Origin of the sequence: Undibacterium sp. Ji83W (genome assembly GCF_049340385.1) — a bacterium.
GTDB lineage: Bacteria > Pseudomonadota > Gammaproteobacteria > Burkholderiales > Burkholderiaceae_D > Undibacterium.
Genome location: NZ_JBMPOZ010000001.1, coordinates 127,159 through 149,908, shown reverse-complemented (window position 1 = coordinate 149,908; position 22,750 = coordinate 127,159). Strand labels below are relative to the sequence as shown.

The 22,750-nt window shown below is 50.2% G+C and carries 18 protein-coding genes; 12 read left to right on the top strand and 6 right to left on the bottom strand.

Annotated features, from left to right (window positions below; genetic code table 11):
- Positions 1-113: 113 nt before the first annotated feature.
- Positions 114-1,427 carry a GGDEF domain-containing protein gene (locus ACO0LD_RS00645; protein WP_423002764.1) on the bottom strand — a complete coding sequence of 438 codons (1,314 nt, stop codon included), beginning with the start codon at positions 1,425-1,427 and terminating at the stop codon, positions 114-116.
- A 239-nt stretch (positions 1,428-1,666) separates the two neighbouring features.
- Here ACO0LD_RS00645 and ACO0LD_RS00640 point away from each other — a divergent pair, with 239 nt between their 5' ends.
- From ACO0LD_RS00640 to ACO0LD_RS00625, 4 genes are all read left to right on the top strand, one after another.
- The gene (locus tag ACO0LD_RS00640; protein ID WP_423002762.1) at positions 1,667-2,248 is read left to right on the top strand and encodes a DJ-1/PfpI family protein; all 582 of its coding nucleotides are present in this window, start codon (positions 1,667-1,669) and stop codon (positions 2,246-2,248) included.
- A 96-nt stretch (positions 2,249-2,344) separates the two neighbouring features.
- Complete coding sequence (locus ACO0LD_RS00635) at positions 2,345-2,689, top strand: ribbon-helix-helix domain-containing protein (RefSeq protein WP_423002760.1); 345 nt, start codon at positions 2,345-2,347, stop codon at positions 2,687-2,689.
- A gap of 245 nt (positions 2,690-2,934) precedes the next feature.
- Positions 2,935-3,519: a TetR/AcrR family transcriptional regulator gene (locus ACO0LD_RS00630; protein WP_423002758.1), complete on the top strand. Its 585-nt coding sequence runs from the start codon at positions 2,935-2,937 to the stop codon at positions 3,517-3,519.
- 64 nt (positions 3,520-3,583) lie between these two features.
- A complete protein-coding gene (locus ACO0LD_RS00625) occupies positions 3,584-4,360 on the top strand; it encodes an SDR family NAD(P)-dependent oxidoreductase (RefSeq protein WP_423004038.1) in 777 nt (258 codons plus the stop codon).
- Between the two features lie 80 nt (positions 4,361-4,440).
- On the opposite strand, the gene cphA (ACO0LD_RS00620) is transcribed toward ACO0LD_RS00625, so the two are convergent.
- Positions 4,441-7,011: a cyanophycin synthetase gene (gene cphA / locus ACO0LD_RS00620; RefSeq protein WP_423002756.1), complete on the bottom strand. Its 2,571-nt coding sequence runs from the start codon at positions 7,009-7,011 to the stop codon at positions 4,441-4,443.
- 191 nt (positions 7,012-7,202) lie between these two features.
- Positions 7,203-9,380: a cyanophycin synthetase gene (gene cphA / locus ACO0LD_RS00615; RefSeq protein ID WP_423002754.1), complete on the bottom strand. Its 2,178-nt coding sequence runs from the start codon at positions 9,378-9,380 to the stop codon at positions 7,203-7,205.
- Positions 9,381-9,776: 396 nt separating this feature from the next.
- Between cphA (ACO0LD_RS00615) and ACO0LD_RS00610 the strand changes: the two genes are divergently transcribed.
- Both ACO0LD_RS00610 and ACO0LD_RS00605 read left to right on the top strand, forming a co-directional pair.
- Entirely contained in the window at positions 9,777-12,032 is a 2,256-nt protein-coding gene (locus ACO0LD_RS00610) for an ABC transporter ATP-binding protein (protein ID WP_423002752.1), read from the top strand.
- Positions 12,033-12,038: 6 nt separating this feature from the next.
- Complete coding sequence (locus ACO0LD_RS00605) at positions 12,039-12,509, top strand: DUF1854 domain-containing protein (protein ID WP_423002750.1); 471 nt, start codon at positions 12,039-12,041, stop codon at positions 12,507-12,509.
- 223 nt (positions 12,510-12,732) lie between these two features.
- Here the strand turns inward: ACO0LD_RS00605 and ACO0LD_RS00600 are convergent, their stop codons facing one another.
- A complete protein-coding gene (locus tag ACO0LD_RS00600; RefSeq protein WP_423002748.1) occupies positions 12,733-13,245 on the bottom strand; it encodes a GNAT family N-acetyltransferase in 513 nt (170 codons plus the stop codon).
- A 355-nt stretch (positions 13,246-13,600) separates the two neighbouring features.
- Between ACO0LD_RS00600 and ACO0LD_RS00595 the strand changes: the two genes are divergently transcribed.
- Positions 13,601-15,481, top strand: coding sequence for a methyl-accepting chemotaxis protein (locus ACO0LD_RS00595; RefSeq protein WP_423002746.1), 1,881 nt, complete (start codon positions 13,601-13,603; stop codon positions 15,479-15,481).
- A 31-nt stretch (positions 15,482-15,512) separates the two neighbouring features.
- On the opposite strand, the gene xth is transcribed toward ACO0LD_RS00595, so the two are convergent.
- Positions 15,513-16,277, bottom strand: a complete 765-nt coding sequence (gene xth, locus ACO0LD_RS00590; RefSeq protein WP_423002744.1) for an exodeoxyribonuclease III — start codon at positions 16,275-16,277, stop codon at positions 15,513-15,515.
- A gap of 260 nt (positions 16,278-16,537) precedes the next feature.
- Between xth and ACO0LD_RS00585 the strand changes: the two genes are divergently transcribed.
- A complete protein-coding gene (locus ACO0LD_RS00585; protein WP_423002742.1) occupies positions 16,538-17,398 on the top strand; it encodes a hypothetical protein in 861 nt (286 codons plus the stop codon).
- 81 nt (positions 17,399-17,479) lie between these two features.
- Here the strand turns inward: ACO0LD_RS00585 and ACO0LD_RS00580 are convergent, their stop codons facing one another.
- Positions 17,480-18,988 (bottom strand): leucyl aminopeptidase, encoded by a 1,509-nt coding sequence (locus ACO0LD_RS00580; protein ID WP_423002740.1) that lies wholly within the window; start codon positions 18,986-18,988, stop codon positions 17,480-17,482.
- Positions 18,989-19,038: 50 nt separating this feature from the next.
- On the opposite strand from ACO0LD_RS00580, the gene lptF reads away from it, so the two are divergent.
- The 4 genes from lptF (at position 19,039) to ACO0LD_RS00560 (ending at position 22,493) form a co-directional block, all read left to right on the top strand.
- The gene (gene lptF, locus ACO0LD_RS00575) at positions 19,039-20,172 is read left to right on the top strand and encodes an LPS export ABC transporter permease LptF (RefSeq protein ID WP_423002738.1); all 1,134 of its coding nucleotides are present in this window, start codon (positions 19,039-19,041) and stop codon (positions 20,170-20,172) included.
- On the top strand, positions 20,169-21,302 hold the full coding sequence (gene lptG, locus ACO0LD_RS00570) for an LPS export ABC transporter permease LptG (RefSeq protein WP_423002736.1): 1,134 nt from the start codon (positions 20,169-20,171) through the stop codon (positions 21,300-21,302). Before lptF ends, lptG begins: the two co-directional genes overlap by 4 nt.
- Positions 21,302-21,673 (top strand): sirohydrochlorin chelatase, encoded by a 372-nt coding sequence (locus tag ACO0LD_RS00565; protein WP_423002734.1) that lies wholly within the window; start codon positions 21,302-21,304, stop codon positions 21,671-21,673. The genes lptG and ACO0LD_RS00565 overlap by 1 nt, the downstream gene beginning before the upstream one ends.
- A 307-nt stretch (positions 21,674-21,980) precedes the next feature.
- A complete protein-coding gene (locus tag ACO0LD_RS00560) occupies positions 21,981-22,493 on the top strand; it encodes an Sbal_3080 family lipoprotein (RefSeq protein WP_423002732.1) in 513 nt (170 codons plus the stop codon).
- Positions 22,494-22,750 lie beyond the last annotated feature (257 nt).

The following is a 22,750-nucleotide window of genomic DNA, read 5'->3' as shown; positions in this document are numbered from 1 at the left end:
TTAACCCAACACTCGGCGTTTAAATAAGGTATGCGTTTATGTATGCGTTTATTTTAGGCCCAGTGTTGGGCTGATGAGGCGTAGCCCAACCTACGGGATGCGCCTTAAATGAATTATCTGGCGCTAACACAAATCTGATTCCGCCCACCTTGCTTGGCCAGATACAGCATCGCATCAGCCTGCAAGAACATGGCATTCTCGGTATTCCAGGTCGGGAAGTCGGCGACGCCGCCGCTGAAGCTGAAGTTTTTATTTTCACCTGGCTTGACTTCAAATACGATTTTGCCAAAGGCTTCACGCATGGCGTCGAGTTTTTGTTTGCCTTGTGCTGGCGTGCAATCCCAGAAAACCACGACAAATTCTTCACCGCCAAAACGGCTCAGTAAATCCTGCTCACCTAATTGTGCTGACAAGACCAAAGATAAACGCTTGATGACGATGTCACCAAAATAATGACCCCAGGTGTCATTGATGATTTTGAATTTATCAATATCGATGATGCCGTAGGCTAGTGGTTTGTTTTCACTATTGGCGCGGCGTATCCATTCCTGGGCTTTCTTTTGCAAACCGACTTTATTGAGCAAGCCAGTGGCGCGGTCGCGGCTGATCAAGTCTTTGCTGGCGCGGATTTTATTGACACGGTTCAGTAACTGGCGCGTCAGCACATCGGCGTCACTGGGGATCAGTATTTCGTCGAAGCCACTATCCAGTGCACGCCTGGCCATTTCAGGGTCGGGGCGGCTTTGCAGCAAGATGATTTCACGACTGGGATCAAATTCTATATTCTTCTTGAGTACACGCACCAGGGCTTCAGTCTGCAAATATTGTGCTTCATCGATGAGGACGATATCTGGCTGGGTTTCCTTGACGCGCAAGTGCAATGAACGGGGATCAGGATTGTGCAATAAATCGATATGATTTTCTGCCAGCAATACGGTATCCAATGAAGACAGTTCACCGCAATGGATGATGGTATTGGTTTCACCGCGCTTTTGGCGGGCGAAGATATTGAACAGTTTGTCGACCAGCACTTCATTGGTGATGGGTTTTTCCGCATAGGCCATGCAATTGCTGTCGACCAGTTTTTGTTGCAGCAAAAAGCGCTCGCCTTGGCGCACGGTTTGCAGGTAGATGTAGCTTTGATCATCTGGCAGACGCTGCAGCAAATCGCTGAGGAACATGGTCTGGCGACGGGTGTGCTGCATATCTTCCTGCATGTTGTGCAACACGTCGAGGTCAATCACGAAAAGGTCATGACCTTCGGAAGATTGGACTGCCTTTACAAAACCGCTCATCTGGTCAAAAAACAGGATGTCGAAGTCGTACTTATGGGCACCAATCAATAACTCTTCTTTGTTATCGATGATGAAGAAAGTCTGCGCAAGCAGCAATACCCGATTTTTGTACAGCGGTCCTGCTTCTGCCATGTTGTCTCCAGGCTATAAACGATACTTGCCCCGTGTTATCGAATTCCAGAGCATGATTTGATTTTATACGAGTTCTTGTTACTGTTTGATTAATAAGTCGCAAAATATCAATAAGAATGCGCAAAATATAGTTAATTTCCGCATGGCAATTTCTGGTGAATGTAGTAACCCGTCATTACCTGTGATCGTGAAATTTGCTTAACAATGGGTCTCCTTCAAACCAAGATTCAGGAGACATCATGGCAGCCAAAAAAATTCTTATGCTGGTCGGTGATTTTGTAGAGGACTATGAGGCTATGGTGCCTTTTCAAAGTCTGTTGGCTGTTGGGCATGCAGTACACGCGGTGTGTCCGGACAAAAAACCTGGTGACTATGTCGCCACTGCCATCCATGACTTTGAAGGTCAGCAGACTTATACAGAAAAGCCCGGCCATCGCTTTAGCATCACCCACGACTTTGCCAGCGTCAAGGCGCAAGATTATGATGCTTTGCTGATACCTGGCGGGCGTGCACCTGAATATCTGCGCCTGAATCCGCAAGTGATTGCTATTGTGCAGCACTTCGCGCAGGCAAACAAACCGATCGCAGCTGTTTGCCATGGCGCGCAGATTTTGGCAGCAGCCAAAGTGCTGGAAGGCATAAAATGCTCTGCTTACCCAGCTTGCCAGCCAGAAGTAGAGGCAGCAGGCGGCCATTATGCACATATCGCTGTTACCGATGCTGTGACTGACAAGAATTTCGTCACGGCACCTGCATGGCCAGCGCACCCTGCATGGATAGGGCAGTTCCTGCAATTGCTGGGTACCGAAATCAAGTTGTAAGCATTGATGGTTAACATTGATGGTTAAGCTTGCAAATCAGGCAAGTGCCGTATAATCGTCAGGAAATCATTTTCTTGACGATATGCGGGAGGAAAAATGTGCGAGATTTTTGTGAAAGCCGATCCTGGCTTGTATGAGTCCAAGGCGCGCTCCCTGCGCCTGCATGGTGTGGTGACTTCCATCCGGCTGGAAAATATATTCTGGAATGTGTTGGAAGAGATCGCTGTACGCGACGGTATGAATACCAATCAACTCATCACCAAGCTGTATGATGAGTTGATTGCTTACCGCGGCCATATCGACAATTTCTCATCTTTCTTGCGAGTTTGCTGTTTGCGTTATACCTCGCTGATGCTGGATGGCGAAATCACCACTGACAAGCATCTGCCACTGGCAGGCCTGCACAATGCCAAACCTGAAACCAAGGGCTTCTTGATTTGAGGATACCTGTCAGGTCTGCGTGGCAGCATTTATGCAGACCTGATCGAGCATTGATTGCGTATTCCCCCTTCCGTCTTGTCGCTGTCTTTTCCTTGTTTTAGAGCTTCATGCAGAATTTTACCCCCTCTCAAAAGCCGGGAACTCAAAAAGCTGCTTGACATATGCAAGGTTGGGTTTTAATATGCCTACCAACTAGTAGGTAAATTAATTAAGCAAGACGGTTGCTCACTTTACACAGGCAAGGCATGAAGCATTTCTCGGAAATCTCGCCTATGGCAGAGCGCATCATAGATGCTGCCCAGGGCTTGATACAGCAGCAGGGCTACAACGGTTTTTCCTATGATGACGTGGCCAAAATAGTGGGTATCAAAAAACCCAGTATCCATCACCATTTCGCCAAAAAAGAGGATCTGGTGTGTGTGCTGGTGCAACGCTATACCCATCAGTTTCGTGAAGAATTTCTGAGTATAGAAGGGCAGCACACCAGCCCCATGGACAGACTGGCTGCCTATGCGGCTCTGTTTGAACAAACCTTTAACCGCGACAAGCGTCTTTGTGTTTGCGGCATGCTCGGGGCAGAATCTGGATCGTTGCCAGAGTCTGCAGCGGATGAAGTTGCTCTTTTTTTCAAGCTCAATCTCGATTGGCTGAGCCGTATGATAGGTGATGCGCAAACTGTAGGGCTGATCAAAAGCAACTGTGCTGCTGAGTCTCTGGCGCAAGCTTATTTGAGTGCGCTGGAAGGGGCTATGGTGCTGGGGCGTGGCATGCGTACCCTGCAGGGGCCTGCTGATATTGCACGAACTTTTCTTTCCACTGTGTCGGCCTGAGGTTGACATTTTTTTAAAACCAATGCCTACCAATTAGTAGGTAGATAAATGAATGAGGTATATGATGAGTATGAATTTTGCAGGCAAGAAATTACTGGTAATCGGCGGTACTAGTGGCATGGGGCTGGAAACAGCGCGTATGGTTTTGTCGCAAGGCGGTAAAGTGGTGCTGGTCGGCAAGCATCAGGACAAGGCGACCGCAGCTCAGCAGCAATTGTCAGCCCTGGGTGAAGTCACTGTATTTGTCGCGAATTTGTCCAGGACCGAAGAAGTGCAACAACTCTTGAAAAAAATCGATGAAGCACACAAGGACATCAATCTCTTGTTGAATGCCGCAGGCATATTTGCACCCAAGGCATTTCTTGAGCATAGCGAAAATGACTATGATCAATACCAGGCTTTGAACAAGGCCTTGTTCTTTATTACCCAAAAAATCGCTGCCAACATGATAGCCAGCCGGCACCCTGGGTCTATCGTGAATATAGGATCGATGTGGGCCAGACAGGCGATTGCGGCAACTCCGTCATCTGCTTATTCCATGGCCAAAGCAGGCATACATTCCTTGACCCAGCATCTGGCCATGGAACTTGCATCCCATCATATTCGTGTGAATGCAGTATCACCGGCTGTAGTGGAGACACCTGTTTATGAAAGCTTCATACCGAAGGCGGATATTCCTGCCGCCTTGCAGGGTTTCAATGCTTTCCATCCTATAGGCCGTATAGGTACGCCACAGGATGTGGCAGAAGCGATTAGCTTCTTGCTGTCAGATAAGGCCTCCTGGGTAACCGGGGCAATCTGGGATGTGGATGGTGGTGTGATGGCAGGGCGTAATACCTGAAGAAATCAGAAATAAAAAATGCCGGGTCAGTTTTAAATGAACGGACCCGGCATTTTCGTTTCTTTGGTCTTACTGTAAGCTTAACCTGCTGCAACACGCTTGGCGATATGCGCAAGTGCTTCTTCTACCTGATCAATCAGGATCAGGCAAAGATCACCTGCTTCCAGTCTGTCCATGGCCAGATCAATGGCAATGAATTCACCGTTGATTTCATCTATACGCGAGGTTTTTGTTGCCTGCTTCAAGCCTTCACGCAAGAGGGCGACAACTTCACCATCGGCACGGCCACGCTGGCATTGATCCTGATACAGCACCACGTCATCAAAAGACTCACCCAGGATTTCAGTCTGCTGGCGTATATCCTGATCACGGCGGTCACCTGCACCGCTGATGACAACAGAGCGGCGTTTGGCAGGCATGGTTTCTACTGCACGCACCAGCGCTAGTATCGCATCAGGGTTGTGGCCGTAATCAGCAATCAGGGTCGCACCACGGAAGTTGAAAACATTGAAGCGGCCAGGCGCATTGTCAGCTTCATTGGCAAAAGACAACAAGCCTGCGCGTATGCTGTCCCAGTCAATATTGATTGCCCAGGCAGCGGCTACAGATGCCATGACGTTCTCGACCTGGAAGCCTATGCTGCCATTACGGGTGATAGGGATATCAGCCAGCGGCACGCTATGGCGTGTCTTGCCTTCTGCAGCGATCAGATGCCCGTTTTCTATATACACCACACGCTTGCCCTGGGCCCTGTGTGTTGCCATCACGGGATGCTGGTGATCTGCAGCAAAGAAGATAACGGCAGACGGGCAATTGCTGGCCATTGCCGCAACGATAGGGTCAGCTGCATTCAGCACTGCATAGCCAGTATCAGCAACGTTTTGCACGATGACTCTTTTTAATACGGCCAGGTCTTCTACCGTGGTGATGTAATTCAGGCCAAGGTGATCACCGGAACCGATATTGGTGACGACCGCAACCTGGCAACGGTCATAGGCCAGACCCTCACGCAAGACGCCGCCACGTGCTGTTTCAAACACGGCTGCATCTACATCAGGGTGGGACAAGACATTGCGGGCGCTACGCGGGCCGCTGCAATCGCCACTATCGATCTGGCGGCCTGCAACATAGACGCCGTCGGTATTGGTCATGCCTGTACGCAAGCCGCTGGCTGTCAGCAGATGGGCGATCAGGCGCACGGTCGTGGTTTTGCCATTCGTGCCGGTGACCGCAATGATGGGGATACGTCCATCGTCATTGTCATCAAACATCGAGGCGATAATCGCTTCACCGACCTGGCGACCTTTGCCAAAAGAAGGGGAGAGATGCATACGCAAACCTGGCGCAGCATTGACTTCAACGATGCCGCCATTTTGCTGTTCTATCGGCTTTAAGACACTGTCGCAGACGAGGTCAACACCACAAATATCGAGACCTACCATTTGCGCTGCAGCCACTGCGCGGGCGGCAACTTCCGGGTGCACATCATCCGTCACATCGGTCGCAGCGCCACCAGTAGAGAGATTGGCGTTATTGCGCAATACCACGCGCTGGCCCTTGGGTGGGATGGAGTCAGCCACAAAACCCTGCTTGGCCAGGCTGGCCAGAGCGATATCATCAAAACGTATCTTGGTCAGGGAAGTAGAGTGACCACTGCCACGGCGCGGGTCTTTATTGACTTGCTCAACCAGTTCACGCACGCTTTGCTTGCCATCGCCCACCACTTGCGGCGGGTCACGGCGGGCAGCGGCAACCAGCTTGTTGCCTACCACCAGCAGGCGGAAATCATTGCCGGGCAAGAAGCGTTCTACCAGGATGTCATCACGGAATTCACTGGCGGCATGGAAGCCTGCATCCAGTTGTTCGCGCGTTGTAACATTCACTGTCACGCCTTTGCCCTGATTGCCATCCTTGGGTTTGACAACGACAGGCAGGCCGATTTCAAGGGCGGCTGCCCAGGCGTCATCCGGGTCGGATACTGAACGCCCCAATGGCACAGGCACGCCAGCAGCGTGTAAAAGCTTTTTGGTCAGTTCTTTATCTTGCGCAATGGCTTCAGCAATGGCGCTGGTGCCATCCATTTCTGCTGCCTGTATCTTGCGCTGGCGGCTACCCCAGCCAAAAGCAACCAGGCTGCCATCGGTCAGGCGGCGGTATGGGATATTGCGGGCGACGGCGGCATTCACGATGGAACCAGTAGATGGCCCAAGGCGCACGTCCTCGTCCAGGTCACGCAATTGTTCGAGCGCGACAGCCAGATCAAAAGTTTGGTCATTCAGCGCCGCATTGATGATTTGCTCAGCCAGTTCTACCGCCAGACGGCCAACGGCTTCTTCCGAATATTCAACCACGACCTGGGAAATGCCTGCCTCCAGGGTTTGCGTGGTGCGACTGAAGGTCACTGGGCAACCAGCTTCTGCCTGCAGACCCAGGGTCAGCAATTCAAACACATGGGCCATGGGGATGGCATCGTCATGGCCAGTAGGTTGCAATATGCTGAGTTGCGGAAAAAGGGCGCGCAAACGGTCTTCAAATCCGTTCAGGCCGGCAATTGACATCTCTTCATTTGTGCAGGCAACAATCGCTTCTACGGCCGTATGGTGGCTCCAGAGATTGGGACCGCGCAGGGCACGGATGCGTGATACTTCCATAAAACTTAGTCCTGTTGAAAAAGGCGTCAAACGATGGTGTGTTCCATGCGTAATCTGAACATGCAAGTATCAGAATTATCAGAAATCATACCAACAGATAAATAGCAAATTCTAAGAAAACACGTAAACAATATATCTTGTATTTGCGGATACCAGATCGGTACCCGCACAAGTGTCACTAGTTACTGCGGTCAGTAAGGAGCTTTCTTGCTGGAGTCAAAAGTCCTGAGACCAGCACCGATCAGTTCTGGCGTGATGTTCAAGGCCCATGCTGCTGCAACTGCAGCCAGTACGCTTTCTGCCTGGGCAACTTTTGCAGGTTTCAAGGTGCTTAGTGGCAGCAGGGCAGTTTCTGTTTCGCCATCTGCCAGCACGATATTGTCATCACGCAAGAACACGACGCGCTCACCCAGGGCGCGGTGATTGATGATGGCTTCCAGCGCCGGGTCCTTGGCATAAAAAATCACCTTGCCATCGCAGAGCTCTGCCAGATCGACTACGTCAGGATCAGCCGCATTCAATACCGCCACGCCATCCGGCAAAATCACATCCACCTGGGTGCGCAAGACTTTGCGCATCTGATCCGGGCTGTCGATGTAATACGCTGCCAGGTCGGCATAGCCTTCCATATCAGTGACCACGCCAACGGCGCACTTGTCATAGGCCAGGCCATCGCTGAGCATGGCTTTGGCATTGGTTTCAAATACGGCAGCTTGCACTGAGCGGTTGATCAGCAGCCTTTGGCCCGCTTCCCAGTTGGCGCAATCGCCATCGGTGACCAGGCGTTTGTTCAGGAACAGGCCCTGGGCGCAGGCGACACCGGTTTCCTTGCCACTGATATTGATCAAGGCACCGATCAGGCGCGCAATCAGGCTGCAGCCTTTGGTGCCAGCAACGCCAACAATGCTGATGCGGCCACTTTCGTCGGGCGCAAACAAATGATTGATGATGGCCTTGCCGACAGGGCGGCCTTCGCCATTGGCTGGTTTGATGTGGGCCAGCAGACCAGGGCTGGCGTTGACTTCAATAATCGCCGCACCTTGTTCTGACATAGGACGGGAAATGTCTTCTGCCACCAGGTCAACGCCCGCGATATCCAGGCCAACAATACGTGCAGCCAGAGTCGCAGCATAGGCAATATCAGGATGGATTTTATCGGTGACGTCGAGGGCGACGTTGCCGTTTGGCTGTATCAATACTTTTTGTCCCGCCAGCGGGATGGAGTTGGCATCCATGCCCTGGCGTTTTAATTCGAGTATGATTTCGGCACCTGCTGCCGGGTCCAAGGCATTTAGTGGGCAGTCTTCTGTCGTGCCACGGCGCGGGTCGGTATTGATCTGGTCATCGACCAGTTCAGTCACATTCGATTTGCCATTGCCAGTCACCCACAGCGATTCACCTTTGCCAACAGCGACCACCTGGTTGCCGACCACCAGCACGCGATGCTCATCACCAGTGACGAAACGCTCAACGATGACGCTCTTGCTATCTCCCTTGCGGGAAGCCAGTTCATAGGCCGCAATCACGTCTTCCTTGCTCATCAGGTTCAGTGAAACACCGCGACCATGGTTGCCGTCATAAGGCTTGATGACAACCGGCAGGCCGATATCCTGTGCTTCTTCCCAGGCTTCTTCCGCACTGCGCACCAAGGAGCCTTCAGGGACAGGTACGCCGCAAGATTGCAGCAGGGTCTTGGTCAGGTCTTTGTCGCTGGCAATGCTTTCAGCAATGGCGCTGGTGCGGTCAGTTTCTGCGGTCCAGATGCGGCGTTGCGCTGCGCCATGACCCAGTTGCACCAGATTGCCATCTGTCAGGCGTATGGAAGGAATGCGGCGGTCAGTGGCGGCATCAACGATACTGGCCGTACTGGGACCCAGGCAACGGTCGTCCACGAGTTCGCGCAATTCCGTGACCTTGGTTTGCAGGTCAAATGGCTGGTCTTCAATCGCCGCCATCAGCAAGTCACGGCCAATTTGCAGCGCTGCGCGGCCTACCTGTTCTTCACGGGTGCGGAAGGCCATTTTGTAAACGCCAACTACATTGGTAGAGCGCGTCTGGCCAAAACCAGTACGCATGCCTGCCAGGTTTTGCAATTCGAGTACGACATGTTCAAGGATATGACCAGACCAGGTGCCTTCACGCAGGCGCTCCAGAAATCCGCCACGCTCACCGACACCACAGCGATGTTCAATAATGCCAGGCAACCATGTCGTCAGGCGTTCATACAGACCGGGGATTTTATTCGATGGAAATTCTTCCAGCGCACCAATATCCAGCACTGCTTCAATGACAGGGCGGTAAGTCCAGATATTCGGGCCACGCAAGTGCGTTGCGCTGAGAATGCGGATGTCTTTCTTGTTTGTTGTCATGTATATAAACTTTTATAAGCCGGGTTTATGCAGACCAGGTCTTGTCATTTTAGAGCGTTTCTTCGTTTTCCCTGAATGCGCAACATCTTGGGCTGGCCAGGCTAGGCAAGATTTCCTGATATCTTGAAAATCTTGCCATAGCCACAATGTTACTTTGCATATCATATTGAAAGCGGCTGTGAAAGGCACGCTTGCTGATATACTTGCGCGCCAGCGCAAAAGCAGTTCATCCTCTTGATCAGAGTTATCTGATTATTTTTCTTCCGATAGAATACCGTAAATTGCTGCTTCCGTGACATGGCTTATGCCGGAAACGGAAACCAAGTGATCTCTTTTACTAAAATTTATGTCCTGATTTTGTTCGGGACCAGCTCTTGAGCCGGAGTTCGTTTCACGATGACCACAACACAATTCAGCCCCGAACAGCCTGTTACATCACTTCCAGTATCCTGGCAGTCTGACCTCAACAGTCAGATCGCCAAGGGCGAGAACGTTTTAACTGCCCTGGAGGTTGACCTCGACAACAAACTTCGCTTCCGCAAGGGCTTGCTGGTCGTGACAGAACAGCGTTTGCTGACCAAATCGCCCGGCGAAACTGACTGGAAAGAATGGCGTTTTCGTCAGGGTTTGCAATTAAGTCATCATGATCATGCTGGCGTTGGCCATCTTGAGCTGGTAGATGAGCAGGGCTTGCAAGCTAGCTGGCGCTTTACCCTGGGCCAGAATTTGCATGCCATACGCCTGCTGGACCACTTCAAGGAACAATTGCTAAGCCATGTCACAGGCATGCCGGTAGTACGTGCCGAGCAAAATATCTGCCCTAGTTGTAAAGCTGTGCTGGAGCCGGACCAGGAAGAATGCCCGGTGTGCACCAAGGTCACCTATACACCGCCATCCACCTGGACACTATTACGCCTGTGGCGATTTGCCCATCCTTACCGCTTGCAACTGTTCATCGGCTTCTCGTTGATGTTGCTGGGTACGGCTGCGCATATGATCCCGCGTTACCTGACCAAACCACTGACAGATGAGGTACTGATTCCCTATCAAAACGGTGCGCATGTCGATCCCAAACTGGTGGTGTTTTACATCGGTGGTTTGCTCGGTTCTGCGGTAATTGCCTGGCTGCTGAGCTGGGGCAAGACTTATATCCTGGCACTTGTGTCAGAGCGCATAGGTGCCGATTTGCGTACCGCTACCTACGAACATCTGTTGAAATTGTCGCTGGAATATTTTGGTGGCAAACGCACTGGCGACCTGATGTCACGCATAGGCAGCGAAAGTGACCGCATTTGCGTTTATCTGTCCCTGCATCTGCTGGATTTTGCGACTGATGTACTGATGTTCATCATGACTGCTGCTTTTCTGTTGCAGATCAATACCAAGCTGGCCCTGGTGACCTTGCTGCCGCTGCCATTTATTGCCTGGATGATCCACCTGGTGCGTGACAAGTTGCGTACCGGTTTTGAAAAGATAGACAGGGTATGGGGCGAGGTGACCAATGTCCTGGCGGATACTATTCCTGGCATACGTGTGGTCAAGGCCTTTGCACAGGAAAAACGTGAAGCAGGGCGTTTTCGTGAGGCGAACAAACATAATCTGGCGGTCAACGACAAGCTTAACAAGGTCTGGTCGCTGTTTTCACCTACCGTATCATTTTTGACGGATCTCGGCATTCTGGTGGTCTGGGGCTTTGGTATCTGGCAGATTTCCAAGGGTGATATTACTGTCGGTTCTCTGGTGGCTGCGGTTGCTTTCATCAGCAATTTCTATGGCCGTATCGATTCCATGAGCCGCATCGTTTCTGTCACACAGAAATCGGCATCGGCCGCCAAGCGTATTTTTGACATTCTTGACCATGTATCGAGCGTGCCTGATCCACAAAATCCTGTGAAGGTTAAAGAAGTCAAAGGCCAGATAGAGTTGCGCGAAGTGGGCTTCCGCTATGGTAACCGTGCGGTCAACCGTGGTATCAACCTGAACATCAAACCTGGCGAAATGATAGGTCTGGTTGGGCATAGTGGTTCGGGCAAAAGTACGTTGGTGAACCTGATCTGCCGTTTCTATGACGTGTCGGAAGGTGCGATCTTGCTCGACGGTGTGGATATACGCTCATTTGCGGTGTCTGATTACCGCCAGAATATCGGCCTGGTCTTGCAAGAGCCTTTCCTGTTCTTTGGCACCATTGCCGAGAATATCGCCTATGGCAAACCAGAAGCGACTCGCGATGAAATCATTGCGGCGGCGCGTGCTGCCCATGCCCATGAATTCATCTTGCGCTTGCCTCAGGGTTATGACTCCATGGTCGGTGAACGTGGACAGGGCCTGTCGGGTGGTGAACGCCAGCGTATTTCGATCGCCCGTGCCTTGCTGATTGATCCACGCATTTTAATCATGGATGAGGCGACTTCTTCCGTCGATTCGCAAACAGAAAAAGAAATCCAGAAAGCCCTCGATAACCTGGTGCAAGGCCGTACCACCATAGCGATTGCGCATAGATTGTCCACTCTGCACAAGGCCGATCGCCTGGTTGTGCTCGACAGAGGCCAGGTAGTCGAGGTGGGCAGCCATGATGAACTGATGGCCAAAGAAGGTGCTTACTATAATCTGTACCAGGCGCAAGCCCGTAATGCAGAACTGGTTGAGGAGTAAAAGACAATGACAACAACAAAATTTACCCTGACCCGCAATTCTTTCGGTAAGCTGGTACTCGGCAATGAGGCTGGCGAAGTGTTTGAAGGTGTCAGCCCGGTGCGGGCATTTCCGATTCAGTCACCACTGGTGGGCATGTCCCTGGTCATGACAGACGGGCGCGAAGTGGCATGGATAGATCAACTTGATGATCTGGCAGCAGACGTGCGTGAACTGGTCATGGAAGAGCTGGAAGGGCGCGAGTTCATGCCTGAAATCAGCAGCATCATCAGCGTCACCAGCTTTGCCCTGCCATGCACATGGAAGGTAGCAACCGACCGCGGTGAGACTGATTTCGTCCTCAAGGGCGACGAAGATATACGCCGCATCGGCAAGACCTCTTTATTGATTACCGATAATCACGGCATACAATTCCTGATACGTGATATGTATGAAATAGACAAGCACAGCCGCAAGATACTCGACCGCTTCTTGTAAGCGGATTTGCACAAAACCGCCCCAGCTGCGTTGCAGCTCCCGCGTTTAGCAAATTCGGTACTAAATACTGTCTTCGTCGCTACGGTGTAGTCGGGGTTTCAGGCAATATGTTGCGTGCCGACGTAACGAATCTTCCTTGCAAGGAAGATTTCCTAAGGCGATAGCTTTGCTGGGACAATTTTGTGCAAGTCCTATTTTAAAAAAAACTGCCAAGATATCCAAATTAAAACTCATAGCCGTATAAATTGGTGTCTCTGCTTTCACCTGCCAACACCACTACAGCTTCCAGCTGAAATCCCAGGTCTTGCAATAATTGGTTTGAAGGACCATTGGCAGGTGAAGTAATGCCGGCCAGTCTGGTGATGCGCAAATGCTGGTTGGCATATTCCAGCGTCGCCCTGGCAGCTTCCCTGGCATAACCCTGTCCTATGAATTGCGGCAGCAGGGCATAGCCTATATCCACATTCTTCAGGGTTTCTCGCTTGACCAGGCCGCACAGGCCGATTGCCTGTCCATCTTCCTTGCGTTCCATCAGATACAGGCTGAAACCGATTTTTTCCTGGTTTGCCATCGGGCCATTGATGATATCTGTCCGGGCTTCTTCCAGCGTGCGTATACCTTTGTCGCGTATGTTTTTTATGAAAGCGGGATCATTCACCAGTGCCAGGTAAAAAGCGGCATCATCTGGCGTAATAGTGCGCAGATTGAGTCTTTCTGTCGTGATGATGATGGTCATTGTTGTCTCCCGGGAAACGCGCAGTTTACAACCAGTGAATTAAAAGAGCCAGGCGCTTTTACTTGCTGGTAGCAAGGAATTGAAACAAACCACCTGAGTAGTGCTGATGCTGCAATCCCACAGACTTGTGAACTTGTTTTACAAACTGGTAAATTAGATAAACTTTTTCTCACATTGCTTAGTCTGCGGCGCTATATTGTTGTATAGCATTAAGCTTTTCTTCGTGCGCGGTCACTACGATAGCTTTTCATGTTGAATGTTCAGACCCATATCGGGGTACCGTTTTACCATTGAGTTAGCTTGGGCAAAGTCTTCAAAGTCTTTTATCTATCCATATCCGTACTCAGGGGAAGCTATGAAATCTCTCAAGGCCAGACTCATTGTCGTTATAGGATTGTTGCTCGCAGTTTGTACGATAGTCTTGACCGTAGGCAGTTATCTGAGGATGAAATCCCAGATAGAAACTGATCTGAATAATGAAATGCGTGGCGTCGCTGCAGGTTATAACGCAGTACTGAGTAACTGGATACAAACCAATTTGTCCATGATGGACAGCTTGTCACAAGGCCTGGGCAATGGCGCTGATTTACAGGCCAGTCTGACCATGATGCGTGGCGGTGGCAGTTTTCTGAGCGTCTACCAGGGCCAGCCTGACAAGCAGTTCACGAATATCCCGCCTGACCCACCGCCTGCCGGTTTCGATCCTACTGTGCGCCCCTGGTATAAAGCTGCCATGGAAGCCAAAAAGCCCATCGTCACTTCTCCCTATATGGGCGTCGCACCTCCTGGACTGATGATTACGTTTGCCGCACCTGTCAAAGGTGGCGAGGGTGGTGTGGTCGGTGCTGACGTGTTCCTGACCAAGATTGTTGACCAGATCCTGACCATCAAACTGGCTGGCGGCGGTTATGCATTCTTGCTGGATAAAAGCGGCCAGGTGCTGGCACATGCAGATCAGGCCAGGGTCATGAAAATGGCAAAGGAAATCACCCCTGACCTTGCATTGGATAATCTGCCCAACCTGTCCAAACAAAAAGACCCGATACTGACTGAAATTGGCGGTAAACAGCATTTCATGCTCTTGCAGCAAATTACCGGTTCTGATATTTACCTGGCGCTGGTCATTGACAAGAAAAAAGCGCTGGAAGCCCTGGATCAGTTGCTGATACTTTCCGCTGTCGTCCTGCTGGTCTTGCTTGGTGTGATCATGCCTATGACGACCTTGCTGGTAGGGCGCATGCTGGCTGGCTTGCAAAGAGTACGCGATGCCATGTCGGATATTGCCGCTGGTGGTGGTGACCTGAGCCGCAAGATTGATGTTGAAGGTGATGATGAGGTGGCCCAGACTGCCTCAGCCTTTAATCGCTTCCTTGAACAGTTGCGCGTCATGGTTGTGGACGTGCGCAAGGCAACAGACTCGATTACCGTAGGTGCGACAGAAATTGCTACGGGTAATATGGATTTGTCTGGCCGCACCGAGCAACAGGCATCATCCCTCGAAGAAACCGCTGCAAGCATGGAAGAGCTGACCGAGGCCGTACGCAATAATGCCGACAATGCCCGCGAAGCCAACAAGATGGCTGTGAATGCATCCGATGTCGCAACCCAGGGTGGCGAAGTGGTGGGCAAGGTGGTCACTACCATGCAGGGCATCAGCGAGAGCTCACGCAAGATTGTTGACATCATCAGCGTGATTGAAGGTATCGCCTTCCAGACTAATATCCTGGCCTTGAATGCAGCGGTGGAAGCTGCCAGGGCAGGTGAGCAGGGGCGGGGATTTGCAGTCGTTGCCAGTGAGGTGCGTACTTTGGCGCAGCGCAGTGCCGCTGCGGCGCAAGAGATCAAGAACCTGATTGAAGACTCGGTCAATAAAGTCAGTGAAGGGTCTGAGCTGGTGGATAAGGCTGGTGCAGCCATGAACCGCATCGTCTCGGCGGTAGACCAGGTCGCCGCCATTATCAATGAAATCACCACCGCTTCAGTAGAGCAAAGCGATGGTATCCAACAAGTCAATGTGGCGCTGGCCCACATGGATGAGGCAACCCAGCAAAACGCTGCCTTGGTAGAAGAGGCGGCAGCAGCAGCAGGTTCATTGGAAGAACAGGCCAATTTGCTGAAAACTGCGATGTCAGCATTCCGTATGGAAGATTCAGCTTCTGGCCCACGCATAGCGCCAGCCAGATCAAGCTGGGCGAAGAATAAGGCTTCTGCGCCCAGCCTGGGATATGACGATTAAACTTATTGACGAAAAATTTGTTGACTAAAACTCAAGCCAGGGTAGCAATCACCGGCGCATGATCCGATGGTTGCTCCCACTTGCGTGGTACGCGGTCAATAACGCAGGAAGTACATTGCTTCGCCAGTTCTGCGGACAACAGGATATGGTCTATGCGTACACCTTTGTTGAGACGGAAGCCGAGTGCACGGTAGTCCCACCAGCTGAAGGATTTTTCTGCCTGTTCAAACTGGCGGAAGCTATCGCTTAATCCAAGAGCTATAAGGTTCTTGAGCGCAGTTCTTTCTTCTGGTGACACCAGGTTCATGCCTACCCAGGCTGCCGGGTCATGCACATCCCGGTCTTCCGGGGCAATATTGTAGTCGCCCAATACGGCAAGTTTCGGATGGCGTGTCATTTCTTCTCTGACCCAGTTTTCCAGTGCTGCAAACCACTTCAACTTGTACTGGAACTTGTCTGAATCCGGTGACTGACCATTCGGCACATAAGCACAAATGACACGTATGCCGTCAATGGTGGCAGCGATGATGCGTTGCTGCTCATCTTCAAACTGCGGATTATTCTTTTGAATATCCGTCATAGGGTGCTTTGATAAAATCGCCACACCGTTATAAGTTTTTTGGCCAGTAAAAGCGACGTGGTAGCCTGCAGCTTCTATTTCGGCCTGAGGGAACTTGTCGTCAGTGAGTTTGGTTTCCTGTATGCATAGCACGTCTACGGGATTGGTTTCCAGCCACTGCAAGACTTGCGGCAACCTGACTTTGAGGGAGTTAACGTTCCAGGTGACTAATTTCATATGATTGATCTGTGCGGATAGGTTGTAATCATTGCAGGCAAAACGTGAGAATAAGCACTGTTGTAGCAATGACTATGGATTTGAAGCACATTATACGATGTTGTGAATTGATAATGCTGGCAATGCGAATCACAAAGTGTAGCGCGTGTTCACACACTAAACTGGACTTTTCAATCTTTGACGATTCTTCATTCTGTTAAGCGTATTTCGTTTCAGAAAGATACTAAAATGCATAAACGTAGTCCCTTTTTGAATTTGTCATGCTCAAGTGTCTCGCATCCTGTTTTATTGCAATGTTCATCTTTGGCACGCAGACAGTGTTTGCAGATGGCGCTGTGATTCGTTATCCCCGTCCGGCAGCCAGGACAGACAGCCATTTTGATTATGTGCATGAGTTGCTGGCTGAAGCTCTGTCCCTTTCCCCTCACAAATACCAGTTATTGCCCAGCAAGGCGACCATGCAACAGGGGCGGGCTGTGCATGAGATGAAAAACGGTACGGGAGAAGTGGATCTCTTGTGGAGCATGTCTACGGATGAAAGAGAAAAAGCGCTGATCGCCATTAAAATACCTATCGACAAAGGCTTGTTGGGTTGGCGTATCCCGTTTGTTATCAGTGAAAACCGGCAAATGTTCAAAACTATCAGGACCTTGCGTGATATGGAGAATTACTCTGCCGGGCAAGAGCTGGATTGGCCAGATGTCAAAATTCTTGAACACAATGGTCTCAAGGTGAATACGGCTAATTCTTACGAGGCTTTATTCAGCATGCTGGAAGCGGGGCGTTTTGATTATTTTCCCAGGTCTGTCATGGAAATCTGGAAAGAGCAGGAGTCGCATGCCGGTAAAAATATCATCATCAGCCAGGATATCGCCTTGCATTATCCTGCCGCCTATTATTTTTTTGTCGCGCCGACCAAGCGTCAATTTGCTGAGGATTTGACCAATGGACTGGAAATCATGGTTCACAACGGGCAATTCGAGAAACTGTTCTTGAAATACCACCAAAGCTCTATACAAAAAGCTGGTCTGAAGCAAAGAACTGTACTGGAGCTGCAAAATCCTTTCCTGAATCCTGCGAATATGCCCTTGAGCCGGGCAGAGCTTTGGTTCAAGCCCTGATCGTTAAACAAAAGAAAAAGCCAGAGCCTGAATTAATCAGACTCTGGCCTTCACGTTCTATTTCTATATACAGCTTGCTACTTAAGCTGCGCGATTGATCAGGAACGTTGTCAGCAAAGGCACTGGGCGGCCAGTGGAACCTTTGGCAGCACCGGATTTCCAGGCTGTACCGGCGATATCCAGATGGGCCCAGGTGTATTTCTTGGTGTAGCGCTCAAGGAAGCAGGCTGCCGTGATACTGCCACCGGCTGGGCCGCCAATATTTGCCATGTCTGCAAAATTGGATTTCAGTTGCTCGTTATAGGCTTCTTCGATAGGCATGCGCCATGCCGTATCACCAGTTTGCTTGCCAGCTGCCAGCAGTTCTGCTGCCAGTTGGTCATGCGCCTCATCATGGCGGGTGAACAGGCCAGAATTGTGATGACCCAGCGAGGTCACGCAAGCACCGGTCAGTGTTGCGACGTCAACCACGGCTGCTGGCTTGAAGCGTTCTGCATAAGTCAGGGCGTCACACAGAATCAGGCGGCCTTCGGCATCCGTATTCAGGATTTCGATAGTTTGGCCAGACATGGAAGTGACGATATCGCCTGGACGGGTGGCACTGCCGGAAGGCATGTTTTCGCAAGTAGGGATAACGGCGATGACGTTCAGCTTCAGTTTCATTTCACCGATAGCGCGCATGGTGCCCAGTACAGAAGCAGCACCGCCCATGTCGTATTTCATTTCATCCATGCCAGCACCGGCTTTCAGCGAGATACCGCCGGAGTCAAAAGTAATGCCTTTGCCTACCAAAACTACTGGGGCATCCTTGACTTTGCCGCCATTGTGCTTGAGCACGATGAACTTAGGTGGTTCTACCGTACCATTGGTGACAGACAGGAAACTACCCATTTTGAGGGCTTGTATCTGTTTGCGGTCCAGCACTTCTACGGCCATTTTGTAGTCGGTAGCGATTTTCTTGGCAGTATTGGCCAGGTGGGTCGGTGTGCAGAAGTTAGGTGGCAGGTTACCCAGTTCTTTGGTCAAATCCATGCCATTGGCCAGGGCTTCGCTCTGTACCAGTGCATTTTTTGCTGCAGTAGCTTCTGTAGCTGCAACGGCGATGGCGACTTTTTTGACGCCAGCAGTGGATGTGTCTTTTTTGCTTTTCAGGCCGTCAGCACGGAAAATGCTTTCGCGGAAAGCCAGGACTGTGGCGCGGATGGACCAGCCCAGATCACGGTCTTTTACCGCAGGCAGGGCAATCACTGCATCATTGGCACCCAAACCAGCCAGGGTGCGGGCAGCAGCCTGCACAGCCTGGTTATAGGCTTTTTCGCCCACGGTTGTTGCTTCTTCACCCAAACCTACCAGCAATACGCGCTCTGCAGCGACATCAGCCAGTTTGCGCAACAGCAGGGATGTTCCCGCTTTGCCTGTGATATCACCAGATTTCAGGGCGGCGGCGATGTCGCCGGACTTGTCCAGACCTGCTGCAGCGGCAGAAAGTTTCTTGTTTTCGTACACGCCAACTACAATACAGCCTGTCTTAATTGCTTTATGGGCAGTCGAGGCACTTTTTGCGTCGATTGTTTTTATGCTAAAGTCCACGTATTACTCCTCTTTGTAAGTCTCGTAAAACAGACATTATAATCCTACTCATGATTTTTCAGCGCGCGCTTCGACGTGAATTAAACAGTGCCGCAGGCGCAGTCTTCACAACTCTGTTCACCATCACGATCTCCGTGATGCTTATTAACATCCTTGGAAAAGCGGCAGGAGGCAAAGTTGCGTCCGCGGACGTGGTTGCCTTGATCGGCTTTACCGCATTGATGAATATGCATATTTTGCTGCTACTGACCGGTTTTATTTCGGTCTTGCTGGTGGTGACACGCAGTTATCAGGATTCCGAGATGGTGGTCTGGTTTGCCTCTGGCCTGAGCCTGACGCAATGGATAAGACCAGTGCTGGGCTTTGGTGGCCCCCTCATCATTCTCACTGGTTTATTGAGTTTTATCGTCACTCCCTGGGCCAATCAGCAGAACGTGGAATTCCGCGAGCGCTTTGAAAAACGTTCTGATATTGCCAAGGTGTCACCAGGAAAATTCCAGGAATCAGCGTCATCTGACCGCATTTTCTTCGTCGAAGAAGTGGCCGGGGACCTCAGTAAAGTACAAAATATTTTCATCAATACCTATAAAGATGGCCGTTCCAGCATCGTTGTGGCCAAAGAAGGCATGATAGAAATCGACAAGGCAGGGGATAAATTCCTGGTCATGAGCAAAGGCCGCCGTTACGATGGCTTGCCGACTGCGCCTGATTTCCAGATGATGCAGTTTGAAAAATACGGCGTATTGGTGTCCAGCCAGAATGCCAGCATCGCCAGTGACAAATCTGCCAAATCCATGCCTTTGATGGCCTTGATCGAAAATTTGGATAGTACCAAGTTGGGTGAGTTGCTATGGCGTATATCCCTGCCAATGATGTGCGCAATATTGTTGCTGCTGGCAATTCCGCTGGGCTATGTCAACCCGCGTGTCGGGCGCTCTGCCAATTTGATTGTGGCCTTGCTGCTGGTTGTGATTTATCTGTCGGTGACGAATATCTTGCAAGCATTGGTGGTGCAGGAGCGTAGCAGCTTCGGCATGGCCTGGTGGCCGCACCATTTGTTTGTGGCTTTAATGACCCTCAGCATGTTTTTTTGGCGTTTGAAAGTAAATAGCCGCTGGCACCCTTTGATATTGTGGTCCCGCTGCAAATCTGGTTTCCGCGGCAAAGAAAAGTGTCCAGCATGAAAATTTTACAAAGATATTTTGGCGTTGAGATATTACGTTCAGTCCTGTTCGTCATGCTGGCCTTGCTGGCCCTGTTCTCGTTCTTTGACCTGGTCAGTGAGTTGCAATCTTCTGTGAACAAAGGGGGGTATCAGCTCAAGCATGCAGTGATTTTTGTCCTGCTGGGCTGGCCTGGCCGTATCTATGAATTCATGCCTATTGCTGTGTTGATAGGTACGATTTACGTGTTGGCACAATTCGCGTCCAATTCTGAATTCACCATCATGCGAGCTTCCAGCATGTCTACCATGATGGCCGGTACTATCCTGCTCAAGATAGGCATGATATTTGTGTTGCTGACATTTTTATTTGGCGAAGTTATTTCACCGATTTCCAGCAAGTTTGCAGAAAAAATGAAGCTCAGTGCCATTGGCGAATCATTGGAGCAGGAATTTCGTACCGGCTTGTGGACCAAGGATCTGGTGCGCGAAAATGGTTTGACTGGCGATATCATTGGTTCAAGGTTTTTGAATGTCAAAGAAATCCTGCCGAACCGTCATTTGAAGGGCGTCAAAATATTTGAATTTGACAAAAACTTCCATCTGTCACGCGAAATGACAGCAACAGATGCTGAGTACATGGGTAAAAATACCTGGCGCCTGTCTGATGTCATCGAGACTTCTTTCCCCAAAACTTTGACCAGTGAAGATATTGCTGCCGTCAAGAGTGAGAAACTGGCCAGCCGTGATGTGGTATCAGAAGTCACGCCGGATATTTTGTCGGTCTTGTTTGCGGACCCTGACCGCATGTCGGCAACCGATCTGGCGGCATTCACCAAACATCTGGCAGATAACAAACAGGATGGTGAGCGCTATGAAATCGCCTTCTGGAAAAAAATCACTTATCCATTTGCGGTACTGGTCATGATGGCGCTGGCTCTGCCGTTTGCTTATCTGCATGTACGCAGCGGCGGTGTCAGCCTGAAGATTTTTAGCGGCATCATGTTGGGCATGACTTTTTATCTGATCAATGCCTTGTTTTCACATGTAGGCTTGCTCAACACCTGGCCGGCACTGGTGACTGCGGTGGTGCCAAGTATTTTGTTCCTGATCATTGCGGCAGCGGGATTGCGCTACGTGGAAAGAAACTGATGGCAAATAAATCTGCCCTGATCCTGTTTGCCCATGGTGCCCGTGATCCCCGCTGGGCTGCGCCTTTTCAGCGCCTGCAAGCAATGACACAAACCAGCTTGCCTGATGTTACCGTGGCACTGGCTTTTCTTGAATTCATGACGCCATCATTGCCAGAACTGGCAGCGCAGCTAGTGAGCGAAGGATGTGAGAATATCACACTGGCCCCGGTGTTTCTGGGGCAGGGTGGCCATGTCTTGCGGGATTTGCCCGTGTTGGCAGATGCAATACGTGCTAGCCACCCTGGCCTGGAATTCAAGATAGTAAATGCTGTCGGCGAAGATGAAACTGTCTTGCAGGCGATACGTGATTATTGTTTGAAAATGCTATGAAATCATTGTGGCAATTCTGTGACTGACAGAAGCGCCACAATGTAAATTTTGCCTGACTCACTTACTCGCCCCCTTCCTTTCTATTGATCAAGGTCACAATCATCCATCCTGCTTCTGAGCGTCTGAGATGAGTTGAAAACTTGTAATAGAACTCCTGCCTTGCTTTGTGTAGCCGCATCTTTAAACTGCAAATTTTGGACACTTCTCAATTCGATTGCTCTTGCAAAAATGAGTAAATAACAGAACAATGCTGATGTAACTTTCAAGTATCGTGTTCTTTTTTTTGATCTCCAGGATTTTCTATTAAATGCCAGGATTCAAAATTGAATACGATAAATCCATCAATTTTCTCTCTATCCTGAACCTCAAAACGATGAAAAAAATAGTCCTGGTACTTTTTATTGCTGTCCTTAGTGGCTGCGCTTCCAAGCAAACACTCACAAAATTTTCCGGGACTATTCCTAAAAGTGTTTGCATCGCTAAACATGAAGCCGTCCGTGACACGGTATTGGAAGTTTTGCAAGAAGGTTTTCGCGCAAGAGGTATAGAAACCAAAGTGATTAGTTCCAGCTATGTTCAGAAAAATAGTGCATGGTATCCGACACCTAATCCATCAGAAGCGGCAAATTGTGAAGCTATCGTTTTTTATGTCGCGAACTGGCATTGGGACTTGGCCATGTACATGAGGTTTGCAAATATCTGGGTCACAGACCCGACACTGACAAAAAGATTTGCTGACACTTCTTATCAGGCAGGAGGAGGCCCTGACAAATTTATAGATGCCAGGAAAAAATTGCTGTCGATGGTAGAGTCACTTTAATAATTGCAATAAGCTTGGCATCTGCGTGCGAGTGCAGGTGCATGGCAGTCGGTTCTGACACTGGCAACGGTTGCCAAGCTTTCACTTGATGGGTAGGGAATGGAGAGGCAAACTCAGCGAACAGTCCAGAGTAAGTGACAATTGAGTAGCGATTAAGTAGCTATTAAAAATAATTTACAGTTTCTTTTTGATTAGCGAGTAAATTGTGAGTTTCACCAACAAATGCATGTGAATCTGGTTTTGCGTTTGCTGTTAAA